At 54.4% G+C, this 23,934-nt stretch carries 22 protein-coding genes and 1 pseudogene; 4 read left to right on the top strand and 19 right to left on the bottom strand.

What is annotated here, in order from left to right; genetic code table 11:
* Positions 1-11: 11 nt before the first annotated feature.
* The 3 genes from NIG5292_RS01295 to NIG5292_RS01285 are packed head-to-tail and all read right to left on the bottom strand — an operon-like array spanning position 12 to position 2,677.
* On the bottom strand, positions 12-929 hold the full coding sequence (locus NIG5292_RS01295) for a pseudouridine-5'-phosphate glycosidase (RefSeq protein ID WP_048597529.1): 918 nt from the start codon (positions 927-929) through the stop codon (positions 12-14).
* Between the two features lie 41 nt (positions 930-970).
* Positions 971-1,846, bottom strand: coding sequence for a PfkB family carbohydrate kinase (locus NIG5292_RS01290; RefSeq protein ID WP_048597527.1), 876 nt, complete (start codon positions 1,844-1,846; stop codon positions 971-973).
* An 18-nt stretch (positions 1,847-1,864) separates the two neighbouring features.
* Complete coding sequence (locus tag NIG5292_RS01285; RefSeq protein WP_048597526.1) at positions 1,865-2,677, bottom strand: DUF4198 domain-containing protein; 813 nt, start codon at positions 2,675-2,677, stop codon at positions 1,865-1,867.
* On the opposite strand from NIG5292_RS01285, the gene NIG5292_RS01280 reads away from it, so the two are divergent.
* The 3 genes from NIG5292_RS01280 (at position 2,676) to tsf (ending at position 5,728) form a co-directional block, all read left to right on the top strand.
* Positions 2,676-3,779 (top strand): HupE/UreJ family protein, encoded by a 1,104-nt coding sequence (locus NIG5292_RS01280; RefSeq protein WP_233488135.1) that lies wholly within the window; start codon positions 2,676-2,678, stop codon positions 3,777-3,779. The genes NIG5292_RS01285 and NIG5292_RS01280 overlap by 2 nt on opposite strands.
* 201 nt (positions 3,780-3,980) lie before the next feature.
* Positions 3,981-4,760 (top strand): 30S ribosomal protein S2, encoded by a 780-nt coding sequence (rpsB, locus tag NIG5292_RS01275; RefSeq protein ID WP_048597522.1) that lies wholly within the window; start codon positions 3,981-3,983, stop codon positions 4,758-4,760.
* Between the two features lie 89 nt (positions 4,761-4,849).
* Positions 4,850-5,728 (top strand): translation elongation factor Ts, encoded by an 879-nt coding sequence (gene tsf, locus NIG5292_RS01270; RefSeq protein ID WP_048597520.1) that lies wholly within the window; start codon positions 4,850-4,852, stop codon positions 5,726-5,728.
* An 84-nt stretch (positions 5,729-5,812) separates the two neighbouring features.
* Here the strand turns inward: tsf and aroQ are convergent, their stop codons facing one another.
* Positions 5,813-6,250, bottom strand: coding sequence for a type II 3-dehydroquinate dehydratase (gene aroQ, locus NIG5292_RS01265; protein WP_048597518.1), 438 nt, complete (start codon positions 6,248-6,250; stop codon positions 5,813-5,815).
* Positions 6,251-6,508: 258 nt separating this feature from the next.
* Between aroQ and NIG5292_RS01260 the strand changes: the two are divergent.
* Positions 6,509-7,879 (top strand): annotated as a pseudogene (locus NIG5292_RS01260) (ISNCY family transposase).
* Positions 7,880-8,035: 156 nt separating this feature from the next.
* Here the strand turns inward: NIG5292_RS01260 and trpB are convergent.
* The 15 genes from trpB to gmk all read right to left on the bottom strand — a co-directional run bounded on the left by trpB (position 8,036) and on the right by gmk (position 23,932).
* Complete coding sequence (gene trpB, locus NIG5292_RS01255) at positions 8,036-9,280, bottom strand: tryptophan synthase subunit beta (protein WP_048597517.1); 1,245 nt, start codon at positions 9,278-9,280, stop codon at positions 8,036-8,038.
* 12 nt (positions 9,281-9,292) lie between these two features.
* Complete coding sequence (trpA, locus tag NIG5292_RS01250) at positions 9,293-10,081, bottom strand: tryptophan synthase subunit alpha (protein ID WP_048597515.1); 789 nt, start codon at positions 10,079-10,081, stop codon at positions 9,293-9,295.
* A gap of 114 nt (positions 10,082-10,195) precedes the next feature.
* The gene (gene kynU / locus NIG5292_RS01245) at positions 10,196-11,398 is read right to left on the bottom strand and encodes a kynureninase (protein ID WP_048597514.1); all 1,203 of its coding nucleotides are present in this window, start codon (positions 11,396-11,398) and stop codon (positions 10,196-10,198) included.
* 12 nt (positions 11,399-11,410) lie between these two features.
* Positions 11,411-12,238, bottom strand: coding sequence for a hormone-sensitive lipase (locus tag NIG5292_RS01240; RefSeq protein ID WP_048597513.1), 828 nt, complete (start codon positions 12,236-12,238; stop codon positions 11,411-11,413).
* 99 nt (positions 12,239-12,337) lie between these two features.
* The gene (locus tag NIG5292_RS01235; protein ID WP_048597512.1) at positions 12,338-13,978 is read right to left on the bottom strand and encodes an ABC transporter permease; all 1,641 of its coding nucleotides are present in this window, start codon (positions 13,976-13,978) and stop codon (positions 12,338-12,340) included.
* A 111-nt stretch (positions 13,979-14,089) separates the two neighbouring features.
* The gene (gene phoB / locus NIG5292_RS01230) at positions 14,090-14,779 is read right to left on the bottom strand and encodes a phosphate regulon transcriptional regulator PhoB (RefSeq protein WP_048597511.1); all 690 of its coding nucleotides are present in this window, start codon (positions 14,777-14,779) and stop codon (positions 14,090-14,092) included.
* A gap of 6 nt (positions 14,780-14,785) precedes the next feature.
* Positions 14,786-15,508, bottom strand: coding sequence for a phosphate signaling complex protein PhoU (gene phoU, locus NIG5292_RS01225; RefSeq protein WP_048597510.1), 723 nt, complete (start codon positions 15,506-15,508; stop codon positions 14,786-14,788).
* A 4-nt stretch (positions 15,509-15,512) separates the two neighbouring features.
* Positions 15,513-16,307, bottom strand: coding sequence for a phosphate ABC transporter ATP-binding protein PstB (pstB, locus tag NIG5292_RS01220; RefSeq protein WP_048597509.1), 795 nt, complete (start codon positions 16,305-16,307; stop codon positions 15,513-15,515).
* 17 nt (positions 16,308-16,324) lie between these two features.
* Positions 16,325-17,695 (bottom strand): phosphate ABC transporter permease PstA, encoded by a 1,371-nt coding sequence (gene pstA, locus NIG5292_RS01215; RefSeq protein WP_048597508.1) that lies wholly within the window; start codon positions 17,693-17,695, stop codon positions 16,325-16,327.
* The gene (gene pstC / locus NIG5292_RS01210; protein ID WP_048597507.1) at positions 17,692-19,164 is read right to left on the bottom strand and encodes a phosphate ABC transporter permease subunit PstC; all 1,473 of its coding nucleotides are present in this window, start codon (positions 19,162-19,164) and stop codon (positions 17,692-17,694) included. The genes pstA and pstC overlap by 4 nt, the downstream gene beginning before the upstream one ends.
* Before the next feature lie 108 nt (positions 19,165-19,272).
* Positions 19,273-20,307: a substrate-binding domain-containing protein gene (locus NIG5292_RS01205; RefSeq protein ID WP_048597506.1), complete on the bottom strand. Its 1,035-nt coding sequence runs from the start codon at positions 20,305-20,307 to the stop codon at positions 19,273-19,275.
* 178 nt (positions 20,308-20,485) lie between these two features.
* Positions 20,486-21,541, bottom strand: a complete 1,056-nt coding sequence (locus NIG5292_RS01200) for a sensor histidine kinase (RefSeq protein WP_048597505.1) — start codon at positions 21,539-21,541, stop codon at positions 20,486-20,488.
* Positions 21,542-21,564: 23 nt separating this feature from the next.
* Complete coding sequence (locus NIG5292_RS01195; protein ID WP_048597504.1) at positions 21,565-22,761, bottom strand: trans-sulfuration enzyme family protein; 1,197 nt, start codon at positions 22,759-22,761, stop codon at positions 21,565-21,567.
* Positions 22,758-23,276, bottom strand: a complete 519-nt coding sequence (locus tag NIG5292_RS01190; protein WP_048597503.1) for a gamma carbonic anhydrase family protein — start codon at positions 23,274-23,276, stop codon at positions 22,758-22,760. Before NIG5292_RS01190 ends, NIG5292_RS01195 begins: the two co-directional genes overlap by 4 nt.
* Positions 23,273-23,932, bottom strand: coding sequence for a guanylate kinase (gmk, locus tag NIG5292_RS01185; RefSeq protein ID WP_048597502.1), 660 nt, complete (start codon positions 23,930-23,932; stop codon positions 23,273-23,275). Before gmk ends, NIG5292_RS01190 begins: the two co-directional genes overlap by 4 nt.
* Positions 23,933-23,934: the final 2 nt, after the last annotated feature.

Raw genomic sequence — 23,934 nt, 5'->3', positions numbered from 1 at the left:
CCCCAACTGCGTTATCTTGATGCGCTGCTTATTTCCGAAGCAATCTGTGCGGCCAAGCGCGCGTTGTTGCGCACCAGTGCGATGTTGGCAGTCAGGGATGCACCGTCCGTCAACTCAAGTATCCGACCCAATAAAAATGGTGTCACTTTCTTGGCGGTAATGTTTTGCGCCTCGGCCTCAGCAAGGGCCTGTTCAATGATTGGGTGCAGCACGTTTTGTGGAATTTCCGCCCCTTGCGGGATCGGGTTCGCAATCAATTGTCCGCCGGGGACGTTCATCTGCATGCGCATCAGATGGGCCGCCGCGATCTGTGCGGCGCTGTCCATCCGCAAAGGCGCGGCGATGTCAGAAGTCGCAGACCAGAACGCGGGCAGATAATCTTGACCAAACGCGATGACGGGCACCCCAAGCGTTTCGAGAACCTCCATCGTTTTTGGCAGGTCAAGAATGGCCTTTGCGCCGGCGGCAACAACTGTGACCGGCGTTTGGGCCAACTCGTGCAGGTCAGCGGAAATATCAAAGCTGTGCTCGGCGCCGCGGTGAACACCGCCGATACCACCCGTTGCAAAAACACTGATGCCCGCCATCCGCGCACCGATCATAGTGGCCGCAACAGTTGTAGCGCCTGTCCCACCTGTTGCGATGCACGCCGCCATATCCGCGCGGCTCAGCTTGGCGACGTTCTCGGCCTGACCAAGCGCATCGAGTTGATCGCTGTTCAGACCGATATGAAGCGTGCCATTCATCACGGCGATTGTTGCAGGCACCGCACCGTTTTTGCGCACCACATCCTCTACACCGCGGGCGACCTCAATGTTTTGGGGGAAAGGCATGCCATGGGTAATGATGGTGCTTTCAAGAGCAACGATAGGCTGGCCGGCTTTGCGCGCAGCCGCAACTTCATCGGAAAAAATCATGGGAACAGTCATTTATGTGCGCCTCCGGCGGGGATATTTTTGAACAAAAGAAATTATAGCCCCGAGACGTAATGGGCCGCCGCAGCAAGGCCATCGGTCAAGGCATCTTCGGGCGAGCGGCCTGCAAGTTCGGCTGCAATATGGGCGGCCATGAACGTATCCCCCGCACCTGTGACGCGCATTTGGGGCACTTTTGGCGGCGTGGCGGACCAGATCTGGCCACTCTCGGCGAAGGCAGCTTGGCGGGCACCATCTGTGACTAGAACGCGTGTCGCTCCTTTTTGGGCCAATGCCTCAGCACCACTTTTTGCATCGCTCAGTTTTTGTTGGGTCAGCAGTTCGGCTTCCTCAAGGTTGACGTAAATCGTGGCCTTGGGGTGGGTGAGTAGTGGCATCAGCCGCATAACTTTACCAGGTGAGGCAGGCGCAATGCGCAGGTCCGCATCTTTGAAACAGGCATCACTTGCGATTTGCGTAAGCAGGCTTTCCGTAAGATTGCCATCAAGGGCAATTACACCGCTATAAGGTTTCAATGCGCTGCCGAGTGTTCCATCTTGCAAAGGGGTTAGAACTTCGCTTCCCGCGGCCTCAAGCGAATGCGCATCTGCGATCGCCGCGATCAGACCATTTGCGCCCTCAATCGCCATATACCGATCTGTTGGCAGGTCTTTGGGGCGGTAAAGTTGCGTTGTGTCCATGCCCATTGTGGCGCAAGCGCGGACCAGCTCGTTGCCTTCTTCGTCTGTACCAACGGCACTGAGCAACACAGGTTTAAGGTCAAAACGCGCAAGCGTCATTGCAATATTGAGGGCGACACCACCCGGAAGGCGCGTGATCCGGCCGGGCCGGTCATTGCCCGCAACCATCTCTTGGTCATGGCGCCCTATGATATCCCACAAGACGGATCCGATGCATAAAATCTGTGTCATGCCGCGCGGTATAGGGGATCACTCTGGCGTCTGAAAGGTCAATGCCGCCCAAAGCGTATCCCAAACCGCATTTGTTTTCACCTGCCGCTCAGTAGAGGGCACGCGCAATGTCACAGCGTCCAAAAGATAGGTGGTATCGGGCTGCAACATGATGTCAGCCACGCCGTTTTCGTTGGTGCGGGTTGTTGTGATTTCGACTATATCATTTGCTGCGCGGGCAAAAATCTCGATCTGCCTGTCAGGTTGCGGCGCGCCGTTCAAAAGCAGTTGCACGGGCAGGGGAGTATTGGGGGCCAACTGATAAGGGTTGGCGAGCGCCACCAGTTCGGTCTCAAGCCCGATCACCGCATCTTGGCCGTCACAAGTGCCGACGCAGGCAAGCATTTTTACATGGCGGGTGTAGGCCTCAACAAAATCGGTCTCGGGCAGGCCGCGGGCATCATGGCGGGTTTTGATGTCGGTGAAATCTTTATGATCGGCGAACGCCTGAAATTTCTCCCATTCTTTATAAGTCAGCGTCGAAACTGTGCTTTCATAACCGATGACTTGAAGGCCTGCTGGCTGGCTTGACAGGCTCAGGGCAGGGCGGTCGCCGATCGTACCGGATACGGGCTTAAGGCCATCTGTGCTCAATACTTCAAAGCGGGTGAAGCTGCGAGGGTTGTAAATAAGTCCACCTCCCACAAAATTCTGTCCGTTTTTGAGTTCGGCGGTGAGTGTTTCGCTGGTTTCTACTTGAAACTCTTCAGCATCCAGCCACACTTCATGCGACAAAGATGCGCTGGTACAGCAAAAATAAGTAAGAAGGGTAAGACTAATGAGATTTTTCATGTGGCTAAAGGTGTTTGTTTTGCTGGCGATGTCAACTGCTGCAAGCGCACATGAGGTGAACCCCACCGTGGCGGATCTGACCATCTCTGAGGGTGAAGTTACCCTTGAGTTGGGCGGGAATTTTGAGAGTTTTCTGGCGGGGATTGACCTGTCCACGGTGGAAAACACCGATGATGCAGCAAACGCCGCGGATTATGATGCGCTGCGCGCACTAAGCGTTGAGGCGTTTGAAACACGTGTCCGCGAGCAGTTTGGCACAATTGCTCAAAACATCCTTATTGAGCTTGGTGGTGAGACAGGTGTCCTCACGCTTAATTCTGTTGAGGTTCAAGACCTTAGCGATCTTGAGTTGCCACGCCTGACACAGATGTCCGCAACCATAGCAAACCCTGAAAACGCCCCTGTCCAAGCTGGATTGTCGCAGAATTACGGCCAACTGATCTTGCGCCAACAAGGGGCAGGCGAGAACGGTTTTGCGGGCCTTTTGGGGGCAGGTGAAATGTCGCCCATCCTTACTGCTGCGGGTGGGCAATCCGAGGGCGCGTGGGACACATTCGTGCGCTACATCCCCGTGGGCATCGAGCATATCGTCCCGCTTGGCCTTGATCACATTTTGTTTGTTTTGGGTCTTTTCTTCCTAGCAGCGCGCCTGAAGCCGCTTTTGTGGCAGGTCAGTGCATTCACACTGGCGCACACTGTGACATTGGCCTTGGGCGCCACTGGCGCGGTGACAGTTAACCCCTCAATTGTTGAGCCGTTGATTGCGCTTTCAATCGTTTATGTGGCCGTTGAGAACATCTTTACGGATGGGCTAAGCCGCTGGCGCCCGGCACTTATTTTTGCATTCGGCTTGTTGCACGGTTTGGGCTTTTCGACAGTTCTGGGTGTCTACGGCATTCCAGAAGGTCAGTTCTTGCCAGCGTTGATCGGCTTTAACATCGGTGTCGAGCTTGGACAGCTGATCGTGATTGCTGTGGCTTTTGCGCTTGTCGGATATTGGTTCCGGGACAAAGCGTGGTATCGCCCTGTGATTGCTATTCCTGCCAGCCTCGGCATTGCGATCATCGGTGCGTACTGGGTGCTTGAACGCACCGTCCTCTAAGCCGTTCTATATGCCGGTCGAAACTTCGGTTTAGCGCCTGTAAATATGGGGCTTGTGCTGGTTGGAGTGCTGGGTTAAACGCGCAGCACTTCAACTCCGCAAGCGGGGATGGGCCATGTGCAGGGAGACATCCTGCAAAGGTCCGCCGGTTGAGACATTTGTCTCTTCCCCCGCTGAGGCTAAACCGGAAAGGATACGGACATGGCCGTCGATTTCACCATGCGTCAGCTCTTGGAAGCAGGCGTACACTTTGGTCACCAGACACAGCGCTGGAACCCACGTATGCAAGAGTTCATTTATGGCTCACGCAACGGCATCCACATTATGGATCTCACACAAACCGTCCCAATGCTCGACGCTGCTCTGAACGCTGTTCAGGAAACTGTCGCAAAAGGCGGTCGCGTGCTTTTCGTTGGTACCAAGCGTCAGGCGCAGCGCCCGATTGCTGAAGCTGCTGAGAAATGCGCACAGTACTACATGAACCACCGTTGGTTGGGCGGCACGCTCACAAACTGGCAGACTGTTTCCAAGTCTATCGCACGTTTGAAAGCCATCGACGAAGCATCTGAGCGTGGCTTTGAAGGCCTCACAAAGAAAGAGCGTCTTGGCATGGAGCGTGAGCAGGGCAAACTGCAAGCGTCTCTCGGTGGTATCCGCGAAATGGGCGGTGTTCCTGATCTGCTTTTCGTCATCGACGTGAAAAAAGAAGACTTGGCAATTGCCGAAGCGAAAAAGCTGGGCATTCCGGTTGTTGGCATCGTTGACACAAACTGCTCACCATCAGGCGTTGACTACATCGTTCCAGGTAACGACGACGCAGCACGCGCGATTGCACTGTATTGCGATCTGGCTGCACGCGCGGCTCTGGAAGGCATGAGCGCACAGATGGGCGCTGCAGGCATCGACCTTGGCGCAATGGAAGAGGCATCTGTTGAAGAAGCCCTTGCAGAAGCACCAGCGGACGCACCAGCAGAAGCGTAAGCTTTACACATGTGTTGAAATCTACGGGGCGCGCGATGGGAAACCACAGCCTCGTAGATATATCTTATTAAATTTAGGAGAGACTTGAGATGGCAATCACTGCTCAACTCGTCAAACAACTGCGTGAAACATCCGGCGCAGGCATGATGGACGCTAAAAAAGCGCTGACTGAAACTGATGGTGACATGGAAGCGGCAATGGACTGGCTTCGCACCAAAGGTCTTGCAAAAGCTGCGAAGAAATCTGGCCGTACGGCTGCTGAAGGTCTTGTCGCTGTTGCTGTTAAAGCCGGTAAAGGCATTGCAGTTGAAGTGAACTCAGAGACTGACTTTGTTGGCAAAAACGCTGACTTCCAATCTATGGTTGGCAACATTGCTACCGCAGCTTTGGACGTGTCTGACGTTGATGCGCTTAAAGCGGCTGAAATCGACGGGAAAACTGTTGAAACAATCGTAAATGACGCGATTGCGACCATTGGTGAGAACATGTCTGTGCGCCGCATGGGTGTTCTTGAAGGTGCGCATGTTGCGACATACGTCCACAACGCTGTTGCAGATGGCATGGGCAAAATCGGAGTGTTGGTTGCGCTGAGCGGCGATAACGAAGCGTTCGGCAAGCAGGTTGCGATGCACATCGCAGCGGTTAACCCGGCGTCTCTTTCAGAAGCTGATCTGGACCCAGCCGTTGTTGAAAAAGAGAAGAACGTCCAAATGGATATCGCTCGTGAGAGCGGCAAGCCCGAAGCTGTGATCGAGAAAATGATCGTTGGCCGGATGAAAAAGTACATGTCAGAAGTGACATTGCTGAACCAACAATTCGTTGTGAACCCAGACCTGACAGTTGCTGAAGCAGCCAAAGAAGCTGGCGTCGAAATCACTGGCTTCTCACGTTTGGAAGTTGGCGAAGGCATCGAGAAAAAAGTAGAAGATTTCGCTGCTGAAGTAGCAAAAACCGCTGCTGGTAGCTAATTTAACTGACCCATCGGTTGATGCAGAAATAGAGGAGGGCGCCCACATGTGGCGCCCTTTTTTTTAGCTTAAAATATTTCGTGACTATTTGCGCAAATAATCTGCTGCGGCGTGCAGTGCCAACTCATAGCCGTACGCGCCAAAACCGCAGATCTGTCCCACAGCGACAGGTGCGATATGCGAAGTATGTCGGAAGTCTTCACGGGCGTGAATGTTCGACAGGTGCAATTCAATCACAGGAACTTCCACAGACGCAATCGCATCGCGTAGCGCAATTGATGTATGCGTATAGGCACCGGCGTTCAGAATGATCAGATCATGGGTGCTTTTTGCGGCGTGAATAGCGTCGATCAAAACACCTTCATGGTTCGACTGCTGAAAGCTTAACTCAAACCCGAACGAATGCGCCAACGTCAAACACTTGGCTTCAATATCCTTCAGCGTTGTCGCGCCATAAACCTCGGGCTGCCGTGTGCCCAACAAGTTAAGGTTTGGGCCGTTTAGGATAAGAAGTGATGCCATTGGATTGCTTTCGTTTTGTTGCCTACGGTTAGCCTAGTTATACAAAGCGATGCAACCAGTGGATGCAGTCAGACTAGGGTCGACGTAATATCAATGCCTTACGAGCCTTACTTAATCCAAGTCATTAGATCAGCATATACATTATTACCATAATACTAATTATCCGATATGTAGAGTGTAGCCGCAAAGCGATAATGTCACCCCTGTGCGATTCAGGAATGTCACTCTCTTGTTCAAGTGAGCAACGGGAGAACGGACATGGGATGGGTGATGATGAGCGAGCGCGAGTTAAATCGCATGGAAGTGTTGGCGCAGATCGATGATGGCCGGCTGAGCGTTGAGAACGGCGCCAACATGCTGGATGTGACGAAGCGCCAGATGTTCAGATTGCTGAAGCGATATAGAACTGAAGGCGCGCCAGCGATCCGCCACCGTGCGCGCGGCAAGGCTCCGAACAACAAGATCCACAAGGCAAAGCGCGATTACGCTTTGGCTCTGGTTAACGAGAACTACAAGGATTTTGGCCGGACGCTGGCAGCGGAGATGTTGGCGGAACATCACGGTTTCAAAGTCTCTCGCGAGACGTTACGCAAGTGGATGTAAGAAGATGGTATCTGGCTGTCGCGCAAACAACGGCGGACTTTTCATCAACCCAGATTACGTCGCGAGTGCTTTGGCGAGTTGATCCAGATCGACGGGTCTGACCATCGCTGGTTCGAGGATCGGGCTGATCCCTGCACCCTTCTCGTCTTCATTGATGATGCAACCAGCATGTTGATGGAACTGCGGTTTGTGCAATCGGAAAGCACCTTCAGCTACTTCGCCACTTTGGAAAGCTATCTGCTCAAACACGGTCGTCCTGTTGCCTTTTATAGCGACAAACACACTGTTTTCCGTGTGGCAAAGCCCAATGAACATATGACTGGCATGACCCAATTCGGTCGTGCGCTTGCAGAGCTAAACATCGAGATTCTATGCGCAAACAGCAGCCAAGCCAAAGGTCGTGTCGAACGTGCAAATCGCACGTTGCAGGATCGACTGGTGAAAGAGCTGCGCCTTGCGGGCATTTCGAACATGGATGAAGGCAACGCATTCCTGTCGGAATTCATGAAGCGCTTCAACACCAAGTTTGCAAAGGCCCCAGCCAAGCCCGACAACCTGCATCGCGCTCGGAACATCGAACCTGATCGCCTCGCGGAGGTGTTCTGCCTGCGCGACAAACGCTACGTGACAAAGGATCTGACGCTCAAATATGACCGCAAACGTATCAAGCTTGAGATCAACGATCTGACGCGCGGCCTCGTCGGCAAATATATAGACGTCTACGAGATGGCAGATGGACGCATTCAGGTCCGCGCCAAAGGCGTTGCCCTGCCCCATATAATCCTGAACCCAGAGCGCCGGATCACCCACGCCTCAATCACCGAGAACAAGCGCCTCGGCGCGGTGCTGGCACACATCAAAGACGAACAGGACAAAGCCCCTATGACGGTGAAGGTCAAACCTGTAAGCGCCAAGAACGGGTACCAGAAAGCAGGACGCCGCTCGCCTGGTCGTCCCTCGAAGATGGACGCATATTACGCCCAAAAACGCGCTGACCGAGAAGCCAGCCAGAGCTCCGATGTGTGAGGTCTACACTCTGACAGGCTGCGCTACCGTTAGCGCCTGTGGTGACATTCCTGCTTTGCGCAATCGGTGACATTTCTGAATGGCATTTACACAGATAGATAAAAAAGGCGATGTAAGAAAGCCCTACACCGCCCATCTTAATTCGCTGACAATAAGTTATTCGAATGTCCGGCCTTCAGGTCCAGACATATCGAACCCGAATGCACGCGCTACTGTGAAGATGTCTTTGTCTCCACGACCGCACATGTTCATCACCAACAAATGATCTTTCGGAAGTTCTGGCGCGATCTTCATCACATGGGCCAAGGCGTGTGATGGCTCAAGTGCGGGAATAATGCCTTCCCGCTCACAGCTGAACTTAAACGCTTCAAGCGCTTCTTTATCGGTGATGCTGACATATTGCGCCCGACCAATGTCGTGAAGCCACGCATGCTCAGGACCGATGCCCGGGTAATCAAGACCCGCAGAAATCGAGAACCCCTCGAGGATTTGTCCGTCGTCATCTTGCAGCAAATACGTGCGATTGCCGTGCAGCACGCCTGGGCGACCGCCCGTCAAAGACGCACAATGCTCCATCTTTGCGTTTACGCCTTTACCGCCCGCCTCAACACCAATGATGTTAACGCTTTCATCGTCAAGGAACGGGTAAAACAGCCCCATCGCGTTGGACCCACCACCGATCGAGGCAATCACTGTATCGGGCAAGCGCCCTTCTGCTGCGTCCATTTGTTCGCGTGTCTCTTTGCCGATGATTGACTGAAAATCACGGACCATCGCAGGATACGGGTGTGGTCCTGCCACAGTGCCAATGCAGTAAAACGTATCGCGCACATTGGTAACCCAATCGCGCAGCGCATCATTCATGGCATCCTTCAACGTACCGCGGCCTGAGGTTACAGGCACGACCTCAGCGCCCAAAAGCCGCATACGGAACACGTTAGGCGCTTGACGTTCAACGTCATGCGCACCCATATAAACAACGCATTTCAGGCCGAACTTCGCACAAACGGTCGCTGTTGCTACACCGTGCTGCCCTGCTCCGGTCTCGGCAATAATACGTGTCTTGCCCATGCGGCGCGCCAAAATAATCTGGCCCAAAACGTTGTTAATCTTGTGTGCGCCTGTGTGGTTCAGCTCGTCGCGCTTGAGATAAATTTTAGCGCCACCAAGGGCCTCGGTCATGCGCTCTGCGAAATAGAGCGGCGACGGGCGGCCCACGTAATGGGTCCAAAGATCATGCATCTCGGCCCAAAAGCTATCGTCGGTTTTGGCGTTCTCGTACTGCGCTTCAAGCTCGAGGATGAGTGGCATAAGCGTTTCAGAAACAAACCGCCCGCCGAAATCACCAAAGCGGCCGTTCTCGTCAGGCCCGTTCATAAAGCTGTTAAAAAGTTCAGTCATCGGTCTGTTCCTTTAGCTATGGGCCGCATCGGCAAGGGTTTTTACAAAGCTCAACACATCGGCGGGCGCATCGCCGCGACCAATCCGCTCAACGATGGCAGATCCTACAACAGTACCATCTGCGATCGCTGCAATATCGCGTGCAGCTTCGGGTGTTTTCACGCCAAATCCAACAATCACAGGCAAATCAGTAGAGGCTTTGATGCGGTCAACTTCTGGTTTTACATCAACGGCTTGGACTGCGGCACTACCGGTCACGCCGGTCATAGACACGTAATAAACAAAGCCAGAGGTGTTTTGCAGCACCTTGGGCAGGCGCGCAGCATCAGATGTGGGGGTCGCGAGGCGGATAAAGTTCAGGCCAGCTTCTTGCGCAGGCAAGCAAAGCTCCACGTCTTCTTCTGGCGGTAAGTCCACAATAATCAGGCCGTCGATGCCAGCCTCTGATGCGGCGGTAAGAAACGTATCAACGCCCATTGAATAGATCGGATTGTAATAGCCCATCAGAACAATTGGGGTTGTCTGGTTTGTCTCACGAAATTTAGTCGCAATTTGCAGCGTCTTGGTGAGGGTTTGACCCCCTGCCAATGCGCGCTGGCCCGCCAACTGAATCGTGGAGCCATCGGCCATCGGATCTGTAAACGGCACACCAAGCTCAATAATATCGACGCCCGCATCGGGCAGCCCCTGCAACACCTCAAGCGAGGTATCATAATCCGTATCACCGGCCATGATATAGGCGACGAATGCCTTTTGGTTCTGGGTTTTGAGACGGGCAAATGTGTCGTCGATGCGTGTCATGTGGCTTCTCTCGTTTTGCGTTACGTCTTATTGAACGGTCTTTGGCAAGGACGCAATCGCTTGCACACAAATCAGCCAAATCTGTCGCGGTTTTGGGGTATTTCAGACGGGCTGTTAGGTGACGCGGCGTGTGATCTTGAACTCTGGCCTATCCCACAGCCGATCATTCATCACGTGCTCCAATATTTCGGTGGCGCGGATCACATCTGCCTCATCGAGATAAAGCGGTGTGAAGCCAAACCGCATGATGTTTGGCGCGCGGAAGTCACCGATCACGTCTTGTGCGATCAAGGCCTGCACAATCGCGTAGCCCTCGGGGTGGGAAAATGAGACTTGGCTGCCTCGTTCGGCACCGTTGCGCGGGCTTGCAAGTTGCAAATCAGGGCAGCGGGCCTCAACCTGTGCAATGAAAAGCTCGGACAATTCAAGACTGGCGAGGCGCAGTTCCTGCATGTCGACATCGTCCCATGCCTCAAGGGCTTTTTCCAATGCGCTTAACTGCAACACGGGCGGTGTTCCGACGCGCATCCGCTCAATCCCTACCGCGGGTCTGTAAGACGGCTCAAACGCAAAAGGTGCATCATGCCCCAGCCAACCGCTTAGCGCGGGATCAATTTTTGGGATCAAATCGGGACGCACGTAAATGAACGCGGGCGCGCCCGGCCCCCCGTTGAGGTATTTGTAGCTGCACCCAACCGCAAAGGCGCAACCGCTGGCCTCAACATTCACAGGCACGGCCCCAGCACTGTGGGCCAAATCCCACAACATCACCGCACCCGCATCATGGCCCGCATCGCTTACGGCCTGCATGTCGTGCATTTGGCCTGTGCGGTAATCCACTTGGGTAATCATCGCCACAGCGACGTCGCGTGTCATGGCATCGCTCACGTCTTCGGGCGCCACGATGCGCAACTCATGCCCCTGCCCCAAATGTTTGATCAGCCCTTCTGCCATATAGATGTCGGATGGAAAGTTGCCGCTATCTGTCAGAATGACTTTTCGGTCAGGATTAAGGTTTAGTCCGGCTGCTAACGCCTGATATACTTTAATGGAAAGCGTATCGCCCATCGTAACACAGCCCGCAGGCGCGCCGATTAGTGCAGCGATTTTGTCGCCGACGCGCGCGGGTTGCGCCATCCAGCCATCCACGTTCCAGCCTTTGATCAAATGCGCGCCCCATTGATCCACCGCGGCGGTTCGTAGCGCCTCATCGACACCACGTGGCAGCGGGCCAAGGGAGTTGCCATCAAGATAAATCATGCCCTCAGGCAGGTGAAACCGGTCTTTTACGGGCAAGCGGACGGGCGTCTTTGTCATCGGGTTCTCATCTTACGTCTGGGATTGGTCGTTACCAACAAAGCAGGTGGTAAGCGCACTTTGCGGGTCTTTCAGCCCTTCAATGACAGAGAAATGATCATGAGTGCCGTCAATGTGCAAGGTGATCTCTACGTCAAAACCTGACCACACATTATGCAGGAGGCGCGCTTGCCGAATGAACTCTGGCCGCTCACCCCCGCCGACCCATGCGGTCATCCGCGCCGCTTGGTGCGGGTCTTGAAGTGCAGCACTTTCTTGGCGTGCCTCACCTGTATCAAGGCCAAGTTTGTCATTCATTTCCGTACGCATAATGGGACGCAAATCGTGAAGGCCGCTGATTGAAACACAGGCTTCAAGACGCTCCATCACGTCTGCTGCCAAGGGCTTATCTTCACACATCATGCGGCTGACCAAATGCCCACCAGCGGAATGACCAGCCAGACGAATTGGCCCTAAAACTAACTGAGCTGCCGATGAAATTGCGCGCCCAATCTGTGCTGTCATCTGCGAAATACGGGCATCGGGTGCCAGAGTATACTGCGGCAAACACACGGCCCAACCTTGCTGACGTGCACCTTCTGCAAACTGTGACCAGTCGGATTTTCCAGTCCTCAGCCAATAGCCACCGTGAACAAATACTGCCAACCCTTTTGGCTGTGCCCCTGGCCAAAAAATATCAAAACGCTCGCGCGGATCAGTGCCGTATGAATGTTCGTCCCACTGTACGCCGCTGTCGCGATACGCTGCACCATCGGCCTCCCACATCGCCGGAAACGCGTCTGATCCAGCAACATACGCCATATTGGCATAGGCATCATCCCAGTCAGTTTTCGTACTCATGTGATGCTCCCCGCGCTATGTGTCGGGTATCTATGCACGAGGTGGCAGAAGATGGAAATGCCGCGCAGAGGAATTTAAGATACCTAAAACTGGTGTGGCCTAGTTTTGGCGGCGCCCCACTTGACGGCACAAGATGATCACGGGGATCAACCCCAACGCCGCGATCACAAGAGACGGGACTGCGGCGCCTTCCAAGCGCTCGTCCGAGGCAAGCCTATAGGCCTGAACGGCAAGCGTATCAAAATTAAAAGGCCGCATGATCAGGGTGGCAGGAAGCTCTTTCATCACATCAACGAACACGATGACCAGCGCCGTAAGTAGACTTGGCTGCAAAATAGGCACATGCACACGGCGCACCGTCGCCAAAACCCCCTGCCCTAAGACACGCGAGGCCGCATCCATATTGGTACTGACCGCGGCAATGCCCCCCTCATACGCGCCAAGGGCCGCGGCGGAAAAGCGGATCATATACGCGCCGACCAAAAGCCAGATCGAACCGGTAACGAACAGCCCTGTTGAGATACCAAACTGCGCGCGCATCGCCGCGTCAAGTGCGTTATCAAAGGCGGCGAATGGCACGATCAGCCCCACTGCAATAACGCCGCCGGGCACGGCGTAGCCTAATCTCGCCGCATAAAGACTGCTGCGGGTCAAAAAGCTTGGGGCAACCCGCTGAATTGAGCCAAGTACAATCGCGCCCAACACCGTCAACCCCGCAGCCGTTCCTGCAAGCGTGAGCGAGTTGCTTGTAAATGCCAGATACCGCCTACCAAACAGATTTTGCTCGGACCCGATCGCCATGGTCAAAAGGGCGACCGTGGGAATGATAACACCGAACAGCACCGGCAGCGCACAGAATGCCGTGGCAGCCACATTTGCGCCCCCGCTTAGGGGAATGCGAGCAAGGCGTTGGCTCACGCGGGCGCTGTCGTATCTGGCAGCGCCCCGGCTGGTACGCTCAAGAATTGCCAAGAACAGCGCAATGACCAAAAGCCCAAGTGCAAGCTGTGCTGCAGCCGCACGGTCCGCCAACGTGAACCAGCTTGTGTAGATGCCCGTGGCAAATGTTTGCACACCAAAATAACTGACAGTGCCAAAATCAGCGATTGTCTCCATGGCCGCGAGAAGCACGCCAGAGGCAATCGCCGGCCGCGCCATGGGAATGCAAACAGTGCGAAAGGCGTTCCAAGGGCTGCGTCCCAGGGCGCGTGCGGCATGAAATGTTGTCGCCCCCTGCCCCAAGAAAGCAGCGCGCGCGAGCAGGTAGACATAAGGGTATAGCACCAGCGTCAACATCACTGTTGCGCCACCCAAACTGCGGATTTCGGGAAACCAGTAATCGCGTGGGCCAAGGCCCGTTACGGCGCGCAGGGTGGATTGAACAATGCCCGGATGGTCCAGAAGATGCGTGTAGGCATAAGCCAAGACATAAGCGGGAAACGCCAAGGGCAGCACCAATGCAATCTCAAAAATGCGTCTGCCGCGAAATTCGGTCATGCTGACAAGCCACGCAGTGCCAGTTCCCAAAACGAATGTGAAAAAACCAACCAAAGACACTAACCACAGGGTGGTGCCAGCGTAATTCAACAGAACCGTATCAAAAAGGGCGGCAAGCGTGTCTGTCGATCCCGAAAACGCAGCCACAAGCACACCCAAATGCGGCAGCGCAAAGAGCACCCCAAGGGTCAGCGCCAAGCCGGTTAGGAATTTCTCGCCAGCTGATTTTGGCCGCTTTGCCATAGAGCGTTCCCTCAACACCGTTGTTAAGTGCGGGATGCCTATTCAGATTAAAATAGTCAAGTAAAGAGCGTAAGCTTAGACCGACAAACAAGCGACCAAGCTTCCCCAATCTTAGCCCAGTGCGTATCCTGCTCCACGCACAGTGCGCAGCGGATCATTGCCGCCGTGGGTACAAAGTGATTTCCGCAAGCGCCCCACATGTACATCAACTGTCCGCGTATCCACATAGATATCGCGCCCCCAGACCCGGTCCAAAAGCTGATCGCGCGACCACACCCTGCCCGGTTTTTCGATGAACGTGGCAAGCAAGCGAAACTCGGTCGGGCCAAGCTTAATGTCACTGCCATCGCGGGTCACTTTATGCGTTTCACTGTCCAGAATAATGTCATCAAAACGCAACGTCTGGCCAACAGTTGATGGGCGGACGCGGCGCAATTGAGTGCGCACCCGCGCCATCAACTCCACCACCGAGTACGGCTTGACCATGTAATCATCCGCACCTGTTTCAAGGCCGCGCACTTTGTCGACCTCCTCAGAGCGGGCAGACAACATGATGATCGGTGTGCCAACTGTATCAGGCCGCGCCTTAAGGCGGCGGCATACTTCGATGCCACTCACGGCTGGTAGCATCCAATCAAGCAAGATGATGTCTGGCGCCTGCTCATCCACGGCCAACATGGCATCTTCGCCTGTTTCCGCAGTCACGACCCGAAAGCCCTCGGCCTCAAGATTATAAACCAGCACTTCGCGTTGTGCCATCTCGTCCTCAACCACCAATACAACCGGCTGATCAACTGACATGTTTCTTTAGTCCTCGGTCACAGAGGCAGGATCGTAGGGATCACCGGCCACTTTGGGGCGCTCATCATCAGGCATTTCGCCCGTGACTTGATAGATCACTTGCTCGCAAATCGATGTCACATGGTCACCCATGCGTTCGACATTTTTGGCGATGAACTGCAAATGCATACAGCTTGTGATGTTGCGCGGATCTTCCATCATGTAGGTCAGAAAGTTGCGGAAAAGACTGTTATACATCTGGTCCACATCTTCATCGCGCAGGATCACCGCTTGGGCCAATGCGGCATCTTGGCGTACGTAAGCATCAAGTGCTTCGCGTAGCATCGCCTCAACTTCGCGGGCCATCCGGCGCACCGATGCGGGCGCGCCATTTACGGCTTGGACTTCGGCCAAAACTGCTGTGCGCTTGGCCATGTTTTTGGTGTAATCGCCGATGCGTTCAAGCGCGCCGCTGATTTTGATCACAGACAGAACCGTGCGCAAATCGCGGCCCATGGGGGCGCGCAACGCGATCAGGCGCGCAGCCTCATCGTTGATTTTCTCTTCCAGCTCATCAATCCGTTTATCCGCAGCGCGCACTTCGGCGGCCAATTCCAGATCACGGGTTTCAAGCGCTTGCGCACTTTTCAGGATGCTGTCTTCGACCAGCCCTCCCATCTTCATGATCGCAACCATGACCCCTTCAAGATCACGGTCATAAGCAGAAACGATATGTTGTTGGTCACTCATACGCTTATCCAATCCGTCCAGTGATGTAGCTTTCAGTGCGGCTGTCTTGTGGGTTGGTGAAAATCTGGCTGGTGTCGCCAAACTCAACCAGATTGCCCAAGTGGAAGAAGGCGGTGCGCTGGCTGACCCGCGCGGCTTGCTGCATCGAGTGCGTGACGATCACAAGCGAATAGCTTTGACGCAACTCGTCAATCAACTCTTCCACTTGCGCAGTGGCGATTGGGTCAAGCGCAGAGCACGGCTCATCCATCAACAACACTTCAGGCTCCGTTGCGACAGCACGCGCAATGCACAAGCGTTGTTGCTGCCCGCCAGAAAGACCTGTGCCCGGTGCATGAAGGCGGTCTTTAACCTCGTCCCAAATCGCACCACGGCGCAGCGCTTTTTCAACGATCACGTCCAGATCAGCTTTGGACTTTGCCAGCCCGTGCACTTTGGGACCGTAAGCCACGTTATCGTAAATTGATTTCGGGAACGGGTTCGGCTTTTGGAAAACCATACCGACTTTCGCACGCAGCTGAACGGGATCAACGGCGTTGTCATAAATGTCATCGCCGTCTATTTTGATGGTCCCTTCGACACGGCAAATATCGATGGTGTCATTCATTCGGTTCAAACACCGCAGGAACGTAGATTTGCCGCAACCGGACGGGCCGATGAAGGCCGTCACAGTCTTGTCTGCAATCTCAACATTTACGTCTTTGATGGCCTGGTTATCGCCATAGTAGATCTGCACATTGCTGGCGGAAATCTTGGTATCTTGGTCCACGGGCATCTCCATATATCTTAGATCGTCCATTGTTCTTACCCTTCTACCTACCAACGGCGCTCAAAGCGACGACGAAGTAAAATTGCGATGATGTTCATGGTCATAAGGAAGACCAACAAAATGATGATGCCACCCCATGCGCGCTCGTAGAATGCAGGGTCTGCGCGCTTGGCCCACTCAAAAATCTGGGCAGGCATGGCCGAGTTAGGGTCTGTGAAGCCAGACAACACGCTGTCGGGGTAGTTTGACGCGATATAGCCGACCATGCCGATCAACAGCAGCGGTGCAGTCTCACCAAGTGCTTGGGCAAGGCCAATAATCGTGCCTGTCAAAATTCCAGGCGCGGCAAGAGGCAACACATGGTGGAAAACAGTCTGCATTTTTGACGCGCCAACCCCAAGTGCCGCATCCCGAATAGAGGGCGGAACCGCCTTTAGGGCCGCGCGGGTGGAAATGATGATCGTCGGCAATGTCATCAACGTCAGCACTAGGCCACCTACCAACGGGGCACTTGCTTTCATAGCTGCAATGCCAAGATAGCCGCCACAAAACTGAATAAAGAACGCAAGGCCCAAGATGCCGAACACGATCGAAGGCACCGCTGCGAGGTTAGAAATGTTCACCTCGATCAAATCAGTCAGGCGGTTTTTCGGCGCGAATTCTTCAAGATAAATCGATGCGGCAACGCCAATGGGAAGTGCCAAAAACAGCACAACCAACATCATAAAGAGCGAGCCTAACATCGACACGCCAAGCCCCGCCTGTTCTGGCCGGCTTTCTGATGCGTCTGCGCCGAAAATGAAACTTGGGTTGAACTTTTTGCGTACAACACCCGCCTCAATCATCTGATCGACCAGATCAAGATGTTCAGCAGACAGGTTCTTGTCGCGGGCCAAATCTTCACGGGTCACGCGGCCCTTGATATAACCATCGACGCGCGATGAGGCGAAGAAATCAAAAGTCACGGTCTGGCCGATTTGGTCCGTGTTTTCAATCACATAGGCGCGCATTTGCCCGACAGCACTTGAGGACAGAAGTTTGCGCAACTCTTTGCTTTTGGTGATTTCAGTTGTGAAGCCACCTTCTGCAATTACAGCGGACAAAGCATCGCCCAACAGCGGATTATAACCAAACGTCGAGACCTTTTTGATGTCTTCAAGGTTTCGATTGCCCTTTTTGTCTAGTTTATCTTCGCGCAGCTCAACAGGCACCGAAATGAACGTTTGGGTGAATGCACCAGTACCGCGACTGATAATCGTTGTCAGCAGAACCGCCAAAAACAACAGCCCCAGCGTGATGGCGATGATGCCATACATCTTGAAGCGCGCCTCAGCGGCGTTTCGTTTCTTGGTGCGCGCATCAACGACGAGCAGGGATTTTTTCTCGCGCAGCGGTGCTGCGTTGCTCGCATCGGTCATTCGTATTGCTCCCGATATTTACGCACAATTCCAAGTGCGATGACGTTCAATCCAAGGGTGATCACAAAAAGGGTCATGGCCAATGCAAAGGCTACCAAAGCCTCGGGGCTGGCGAAATCCGCGTCGCCTGTAAGCTGGGACACGATCTTGGCCGTTACGGTCGTCATTGCATCAAACGGGTTCATCGACAGGCGCGCGGCGGCCCCTGCCCCCAAAACAACGATCATCGTCTCCCCAATGGCGCGGGACGCGGCCAACAAAATTGCGCCAACAATACCGGGAAGTGCCGCAGGTATCACCACTTGGCGGATGGTCTCCGATGGCGTCGCACCCAGCCCCAACGATCCATCTCGAAGCGCCTGTGGCACCGCGTTGATGATGTCGTCTGACAGTGAAGACACGAACGGGATCAACATGATGCCCATGACCAAACCGGCGGTCATCACAGCTGTGCCGCCTTGCATCCAATTGACGCCCAAAATGCCGCCGTCACCGAACACGTTCACCAACAAAGGTCCAACCGTCAAAAGCGCAAACAAACCGTAAACGATAGTGGGAATGCCGGCCAAAACCTCAAGCAAGGGTTTGGCAAAGGCGCGCACTTTGGGCGACGCGTATTCAGACAAATAAATCGCGGAAAAAAGTCCCGTTGGAACAGCAACCATCAGCGCGATTAAGCTGATGTAAAGCGTGCCCCAAAGAAGCGGGAAAACACCCAATTCAGAACCGCCGCCGAAACTTGGGGACCACGTGAGACTCAGGAAAAAGTCTTTTGCGGGATAAAGTTGGAAAAACTCGATCGTGTTGAAAATCACCGAAAAGACAATACCAAGGGTTGTGAACACCGCCACACTGGCCGCCGCAATCAGCGTCCAGCGCATGCTGCGTTCAACGGAGTTTCGTGCGCGGTACGTGGCCGATGTCTGCATGAAACCGTAGGTCAGCCCCAAAAGCGCTACGCCAATCACCGCAATCATTCGCAGAGTTGCGCCGCTGCTTTGCATCGCCCTGTAGCTCTGCGCAGCCTTCAAAATGGCAGGATCAACATCTGCACCAAGCGCCACACCAACCGAACCAAGAATGCCCCGAATATCATCCGCGCCCGTGCTCAAGGTTGCTGCAGCGTCGCTGCTAAGCGCGCCTTCCGCAACGGCTGTATCAAGACCGTTCGCAATCCGCTGCACATCCCCCATCAAAAGGCCAACGGTCTGGCCTTCCGCAATCGCAGATGCCGGTATCAACTCAGCAACCGAGGATTGCACCAGAGTAGATTGTCCAAAGCCCCAAACGACCATAAGCGCCACAGCTGGCGCGATCGTCAAAATAGAGGCCGAAAATCCGTAGTAATGTGGACGTGAATGCAATGCGCGCTGGTCACCGCCAACAGAAGATAACGCTTTGCCGCGCGCAAGAATAAAAGCCAAAGCACCAAGGCCCAAAACGATCAATAAAAGAACAATTCCAGACATTTACAGACCTCAGCTAATGTAGATCGCCAAATTCACTGGCGCCGTCTTTATGCAACACACCGCCGAGTCGCCCTCGGCGGTGTGTTATGTCTTTAACCAATCGCGCCCTTATGAGCCAGATGCGATGGTCTGCTCGTTTGCAATCGCTTCTTGAGTAAGAGCCAACTCTGGGTCTGAAACCAGACCGTACTCAGCCAACGGGCCATCTGGGCCAGCAACTTCGTCACTCACGAAGAACTCAGCATATTCTTTCAAGCCAGGGATCACGCCGATGTGCGCTTTTTTGACATAGAAAAACAGCGGGCGAGACACAGGGTATTCACCTGTTGAAATGCTTTCTGTTGTTGGCGTCACACCTGACATTGTCGCCACTTGCAGCTTGTCTGTGTTGTTCTCATAGAACGCCAGACCAAATACGCCGATGCCGTCTTTGTTGGCATCAATCCGTGCAAGGGTTTCAGTGTAATCGCCATCAATGTCTGTAGACAGACCGTCGGTGCGCACTTTGATGCAAGCGTCTTCTGCGTCATCCTCGGACATGCCAGCGGCTTCCATCGCCTTAAGCGCGCCGGTTGTTTCACAGCCAACAGCCAGAACTTTTTCTTCAAACACTTCACGTGTGCCGTGCTTTGTGCCTGGAATGAACGCCGCAATCTGCTGTGCCGGGAACGCAGGGTTCACGTCGGCCCAAGTCTGGTTCGGGTTGTCGATGATCGCGCCGTCGACAAGCACTTTTGGTGACAATGCGTTGAACCAGTCAGCGGGGGTGAATTCGAATGTCGCACCATCAATGTCGGACGCAAATACGATGCCGTCATAACCGATGCGGACTTCCATAATGTCAGTCACGCCATTGTCGGCACATGCTTTGATCTCTTTTTCGCGGATCGCGCGAGATGCGTTTGCAACGTCAACAGTGTTTGCGCCAACGCCTTCGCAAAAGCGCTTCAGGCCCGCAGATGAGCCACCGGATTCAACAACAGGTGTCGGGAAATCAAAGTTCTCACCGAAAGCTTCCGCAACGATTGATGCGTAAGGCAGAACAGTAGAAGAACCGGCAACTTGCACGTTGTCACGCGCGAATGCAGGTGCGGAAACAGCAGCGATCGCAACGGCTGATGCGGTGAGTTTAAGAAATGACATAAGGCAGCTCCTTTTGGTTATGTCAGCCTCACAGGTCGGCGTATCCCTCCTGCAAGCAACTTATGGCGTCTGCCTAAGCTGGTCTCGCTAAGCTTTTGTGACAGGAACGTAACAGCTATGTGACAAAACCTGAAAATGACGGATTTTCGCGGCTAAATTGCCCGAAATTTGTGAAAAATTAAGGTGCTGACGTATCAGCAGGCAAGATCGCCGTGAAACGACTACCGATTCCCAGTTTGCTTTTGATCTCTAGACGTCCGCGATGCCGCGTGATGATGTGTTTTACGATGGCAAGGCCAAGACCGGTCCCCCCCACCTCACGAGAGCGGTGGCTATCCACGCGGTAAAACCGCTCTGTCAGGCGCGGGATGTGCACCGGATCAATCCCCTGCCCGTCATCCTCAATAATCAAACGCACCCCGTTTCCATGCAGCGCCACCTCATAAGCAGGCGCGGTCAAACGCACGCGCACTTCATTGCCACTTGGTGAGTAGGCAATGGCGTTTTCGGCCAGATTACGTAACACCTGAACCAGCTGCCGCTCATGCCCCGTCACGTGACATGGGGCGTCGGGTAGCTCGATCTTAAGCGAAATACCTCGGGCTTCCGCCAACGGCTGTAGTACTTCCGCGGTGTGCGACACCAGTGCGTTCAGCGCAACGCGGTCCATGGGGCGGACCTTTTCATCGACCTCAACGCGGTTCAGCGACAACAGATCATGGACAAGACGGTTCATCCGCTCGGCCTCTCGGGCCATCAAAGATAAAAAGCGGTTACGGGCGGCTTCATCATTGGCCGCGGGCCCTTGAATGGTTTCCACAAAGCCAAGGATCGATGTGATGGGCGTTTTTAATTCATGACTGACGTTTGCAACGAAATCACTCCGCATGGCTCTGATTTCGCGCGAAGACGTGACATCCTCAAAGCTAAGCGAGACATGGGCGCGTCCTTCGACCTCAAGCGGGCTGCAGATCACTTTGAAGTGTGATGTTCGGCCTTTGATGTTTTCAGAAAACTCCGCCTCTTCCGTGGCGCCGACACCGAACGCACGCTCAACCGCATCCAGAATACTGGGACGGCGGCAGGCACGGGTATAATGGCGATCAACGATGTCCTCGCCCAACACGTCGCGCATTGCTTGATTGGCCGCCACAATTGTGCGGCGCGCATCAATTACAGCGAAAGGCGTGGGGAACGCATCGGTCAGCGTGCGCATCGTGCTCAGTGCTGTCATGGCCTTGCCCCCTTTGTCTTTCGTCAGACCCCGTCCAGTGCCGCGGTGAATTCAGAGATAAGCATGTCCACATCCTCAACCCCGACCGAGACGCGGAAGAACCCTTCGGGCATGCCCAACGCCAAACGCGCCTCAGCACTTAGCGCGCGGTGCGATGACGTGGCGGGATGCGACAAGGTTGTCCCGATATCGCCCAGAGTTGGGGCAAACGCGATATGCTCAAGCGCGCCGACAAACGCATTTGTTTGCTCGCGCCCGCCGCGCAGCACGAAACTGACCATATTGCCTGTCTGATCTCCTAACATGTCGCTCACACGGTTATGGTCCGGATGATCTGTGCGCGCAGGATAGAGCACTTTTTCAACTGCGCTATGTGTGGCCAATGCGTCCGCTAGCTTTGCGGCATTTTCTTGGGCGCGGTCATAGCGCAACTCAAATGAATAAAGCCCGCGTTCCGCCAGCCAGCAATCAAATGGTGATGGCGTAAATCCCCATGTGACCGCCTTGACCACCATTGCATCGCGCAGTGCCGGATCACGGGTCGCCGTGTAGCCCAGTGTCACATCCGAGTGCCCGGCCAACAGTTTGGTGACAGAGTGGATCACGATATCAGCGCCGTTATCAAATGCACGGTATCCCCGCGGAGTGGTGAACGTATTGTCGATCATCACAAGAACACCGCGTGCGTGGCAAGCCTTTGTAATCGCAGAAATATCTGAAAGCCGAAGCGTTGGGTTGCTCATAACTTCGAGCAGAACAAGCCGCGTGTTGGGCTGGATCGCGGCAGCAAACGCGGCCGCATCTGTGGGATCCGCCAGCGATGTTTCAATGCCAAGGTCAGGCAAATCTTGGCTAAGCATCCTGAGCGACCGCCCATAAAGTTGATCCCCACCCAGAACGTGATCACCCGCTTTGCACACCCCAAGAATTGCAGCAGAAATCGCCGCCATGCCGCTGCTGGTGATGAAGCCTGCGCCCATCTGCGGTGTCACACCTTCAAGCTGGTCGATCTTGCGCGCCAAAACGTCTGCATTGGGGTGCCCTTCACGGGCGTAGGTATAGCCCTGCGCACCACCCAGATATTGCGCATCCAATGCATCAGGCGTGTCGCTTGCATAGACAACAGACGGCTGAAGCGGCGTGACGACCGCACGGCTTGAGCTTTGTGGAAACGCCATGCGGCGCACCATTGAGGGTGTGTTGAGGCGTTTGTCACTCATAGTGCGCTTAGTCCTTTTCTGAAGCGTTCTGCATTTTTCTGGTAGCCGAGCGCTGATTTCAACAAACTGTCAATCGCCTCTTTGTCGAGCGCGCGGCGCACTTTTGCGGGCGCGCCAACCACAAGCGAGCCATCTGGGATAACTGCGCCTTCTGTGACCAAAGCGTTCGCCCCAATCAGGCAGTTCTTGCCGATAACAGCCCCGTTAAGCACCGTGGCGCCCATCCCGATCAGCGTGCAATCACCAATCGTGCAGCCGTGCAAAATAGCTTTGTGCCCGATCGTGCAGTTAGCCCCGATAAAAAGTGGGAAACCCATGTCCGTGTGCAAAACGCTGCCCTCTTGCACGTTCGCCCCCTCGCCCACGGTGATCCGTTCGTTATCACCACGCAGCGTGGCGCCAAACCAAACGCTGCTTTTTGCGCAAAGAGTAACCGCGCCAATGATGTTGGCATCCGCTGCAACCCAAGCGGTTGGGTCAATTTCGGGGGTGATTCCATCAAGCTTATAAATCATTGGCGGGCCTCAAATTCTGCGTTCAAATCACGTACAATATCGGACATTTGCGGTTGTTGGCTAAGGCGCAGACGTTCTGCGCTGACGATTGATTTCAGCCGTTCTTCCGTTTGATCAAGATCATCGTTGACCAAAACATAGTCATATTCGGGCCAGTGACTAATCTCATCGCGGGACTTTTTCATTCGTCCTGAAATAACCTCGTCGCTATCCTGTCCACGTCCGCGCAACCGTCGCTCCAACTCTGCAATTGAGGGCGGCAGGATAAAGATCGACAACGTGTGCATTCCCAAAACAGAGTTGCGTATTTGCTGCCCACCTTGCCAGTCGATATCGAACAGCACATCGCGCCCGTCGTTGATCGCCGCTTCAACGGGGCCCCGTGGGGAGCCGTATAAATTGTCAAACACCTCGGCGTGTTCCAGCATATCGCCCCGCGCGACCATATCTTCGAAACCTGTCCGGCTTTCAAAATAGTATTCAACGCCGTGGGTCTCACCTTCGCGCGCAGCACGCGTGGTGGCTGATACACTAAACGCCAGGCTCGGGTCCCATTTCATAAGCCGCTTGGCCAGCGTCGATTTACCCGCACCGGAAGGCGAGGACAAAATGATCAACAGCCCACGACGGGCGGCGGTACTTTTGGGGGCAGACATCA

It is taken from the genome of Nereida ignava, from assembly GCF_001049735.1.
Lineage (GTDB): Bacteria > Pseudomonadota > Alphaproteobacteria > Rhodobacterales > Rhodobacteraceae > Nereida > Nereida ignava.
Note: the sequence above shows the minus strand (reverse complement) of the source record. Positions and strands in the feature narration are given on the sequence as shown.

Bases quoted from the DNA above. Each gene is read 5' to 3' on its own strand.
- NIG5292_RS01295 (WP_048597529.1), bottom strand. From the start codon at position 929: ATGACTGTTCCCATGATTTTTTCCGATGAAGTTGCGGCTGCGCGCAAA.
- NIG5292_RS01290 (WP_048597527.1), bottom strand. From the start codon at position 1,846: ATGACACAGATTTTATGCATCGGATCCGTCTTGTGGGATATCATAGGG.
- NIG5292_RS01280 (WP_233488135.1), top strand. From the start codon at position 2,676: ATGTGGCTAAAGGTGTTTGTTTTGCTGGCGATGTCAACTGCTGCAAGC.
- NIG5292_RS01285 (WP_048597526.1), bottom strand. From the start codon at position 2,677: ATGAAAAATCTCATTAGTCTTACCCTTCTTACTTATTTTTGCTGTACC.
- rpsB (WP_048597522.1), top strand. From the start codon at position 3,981: ATGGCCGTCGATTTCACCATGCGTCAGCTCTTGGAAGCAGGCGTACAC.
- tsf (WP_048597520.1), top strand. From the start codon at position 4,850: ATGGCAATCACTGCTCAACTCGTCAAACAACTGCGTGAAACATCCGGC.
- aroQ (WP_048597518.1), bottom strand. From the start codon at position 6,250: ATGGCATCACTTCTTATCCTAAACGGCCCAAACCTTAACTTGTTGGGC.
- trpB (WP_048597517.1), bottom strand. From the start codon at position 9,280: ATGACTGAACTTTTTAACAGCTTTATGAACGGGCCTGACGAGAACGGC.
- trpA (WP_048597515.1), bottom strand. From the start codon at position 10,081: ATGACACGCATCGACGACACATTTGCCCGTCTCAAAACCCAGAACCAA.
- kynU (WP_048597514.1), bottom strand. From the start codon at position 11,398: ATGACAAAGACGCCCGTCCGCTTGCCCGTAAAAGACCGGTTTCACCTG.
- NIG5292_RS01240 (WP_048597513.1), bottom strand. From the start codon at position 12,238: ATGAGTACGAAAACTGACTGGGATGATGCCTATGCCAATATGGCGTAT.
- NIG5292_RS01235 (WP_048597512.1), bottom strand. From the start codon at position 13,978: ATGGCAAAGCGGCCAAAATCAGCTGGCGAGAAATTCCTAACCGGCTTG.
- phoB (WP_048597511.1), bottom strand. From the start codon at position 14,779: ATGTCAGTTGATCAGCCGGTTGTATTGGTGGTTGAGGACGAGATGGCA.
- phoU (WP_048597510.1), bottom strand. From the start codon at position 15,508: ATGAGTGACCAACAACATATCGTTTCTGCTTATGACCGTGATCTTGAA.
- pstB (WP_048597509.1), bottom strand. From the start codon at position 16,307: ATGGACGATCTAAGATATATGGAGATGCCCGTGGACCAAGATACCAAG.
- pstA (WP_048597508.1), bottom strand. From the start codon at position 17,695: ATGACCGATGCGAGCAACGCAGCACCGCTGCGCGAGAAAAAATCCCTG.
- pstC (WP_048597507.1), bottom strand. From the start codon at position 19,164: ATGTCTGGAATTGTTCTTTTATTGATCGTTTTGGGCCTTGGTGCTTTG.
- NIG5292_RS01205 (WP_048597506.1), bottom strand. From the start codon at position 20,307: ATGTCATTTCTTAAACTCACCGCATCAGCCGTTGCGATCGCTGCTGTT.
- NIG5292_RS01200 (WP_048597505.1), bottom strand. From the start codon at position 21,541: ATGACAGCACTGAGCACGATGCGCACGCTGACCGATGCGTTCCCCACG.
- NIG5292_RS01195 (WP_048597504.1), bottom strand. From the start codon at position 22,761: ATGAGTGACAAACGCCTCAACACACCCTCAATGGTGCGCCGCATGGCG.
- NIG5292_RS01190 (WP_048597503.1), bottom strand. From the start codon at position 23,276: ATGATTTATAAGCTTGATGGAATCACCCCCGAAATTGACCCAACCGCT.
- gmk (WP_048597502.1), bottom strand. From the start codon at position 23,932: ATGTCTGCCCCCAAAAGTACCGCCGCCCGTCGTGGGCTGTTGATCATT.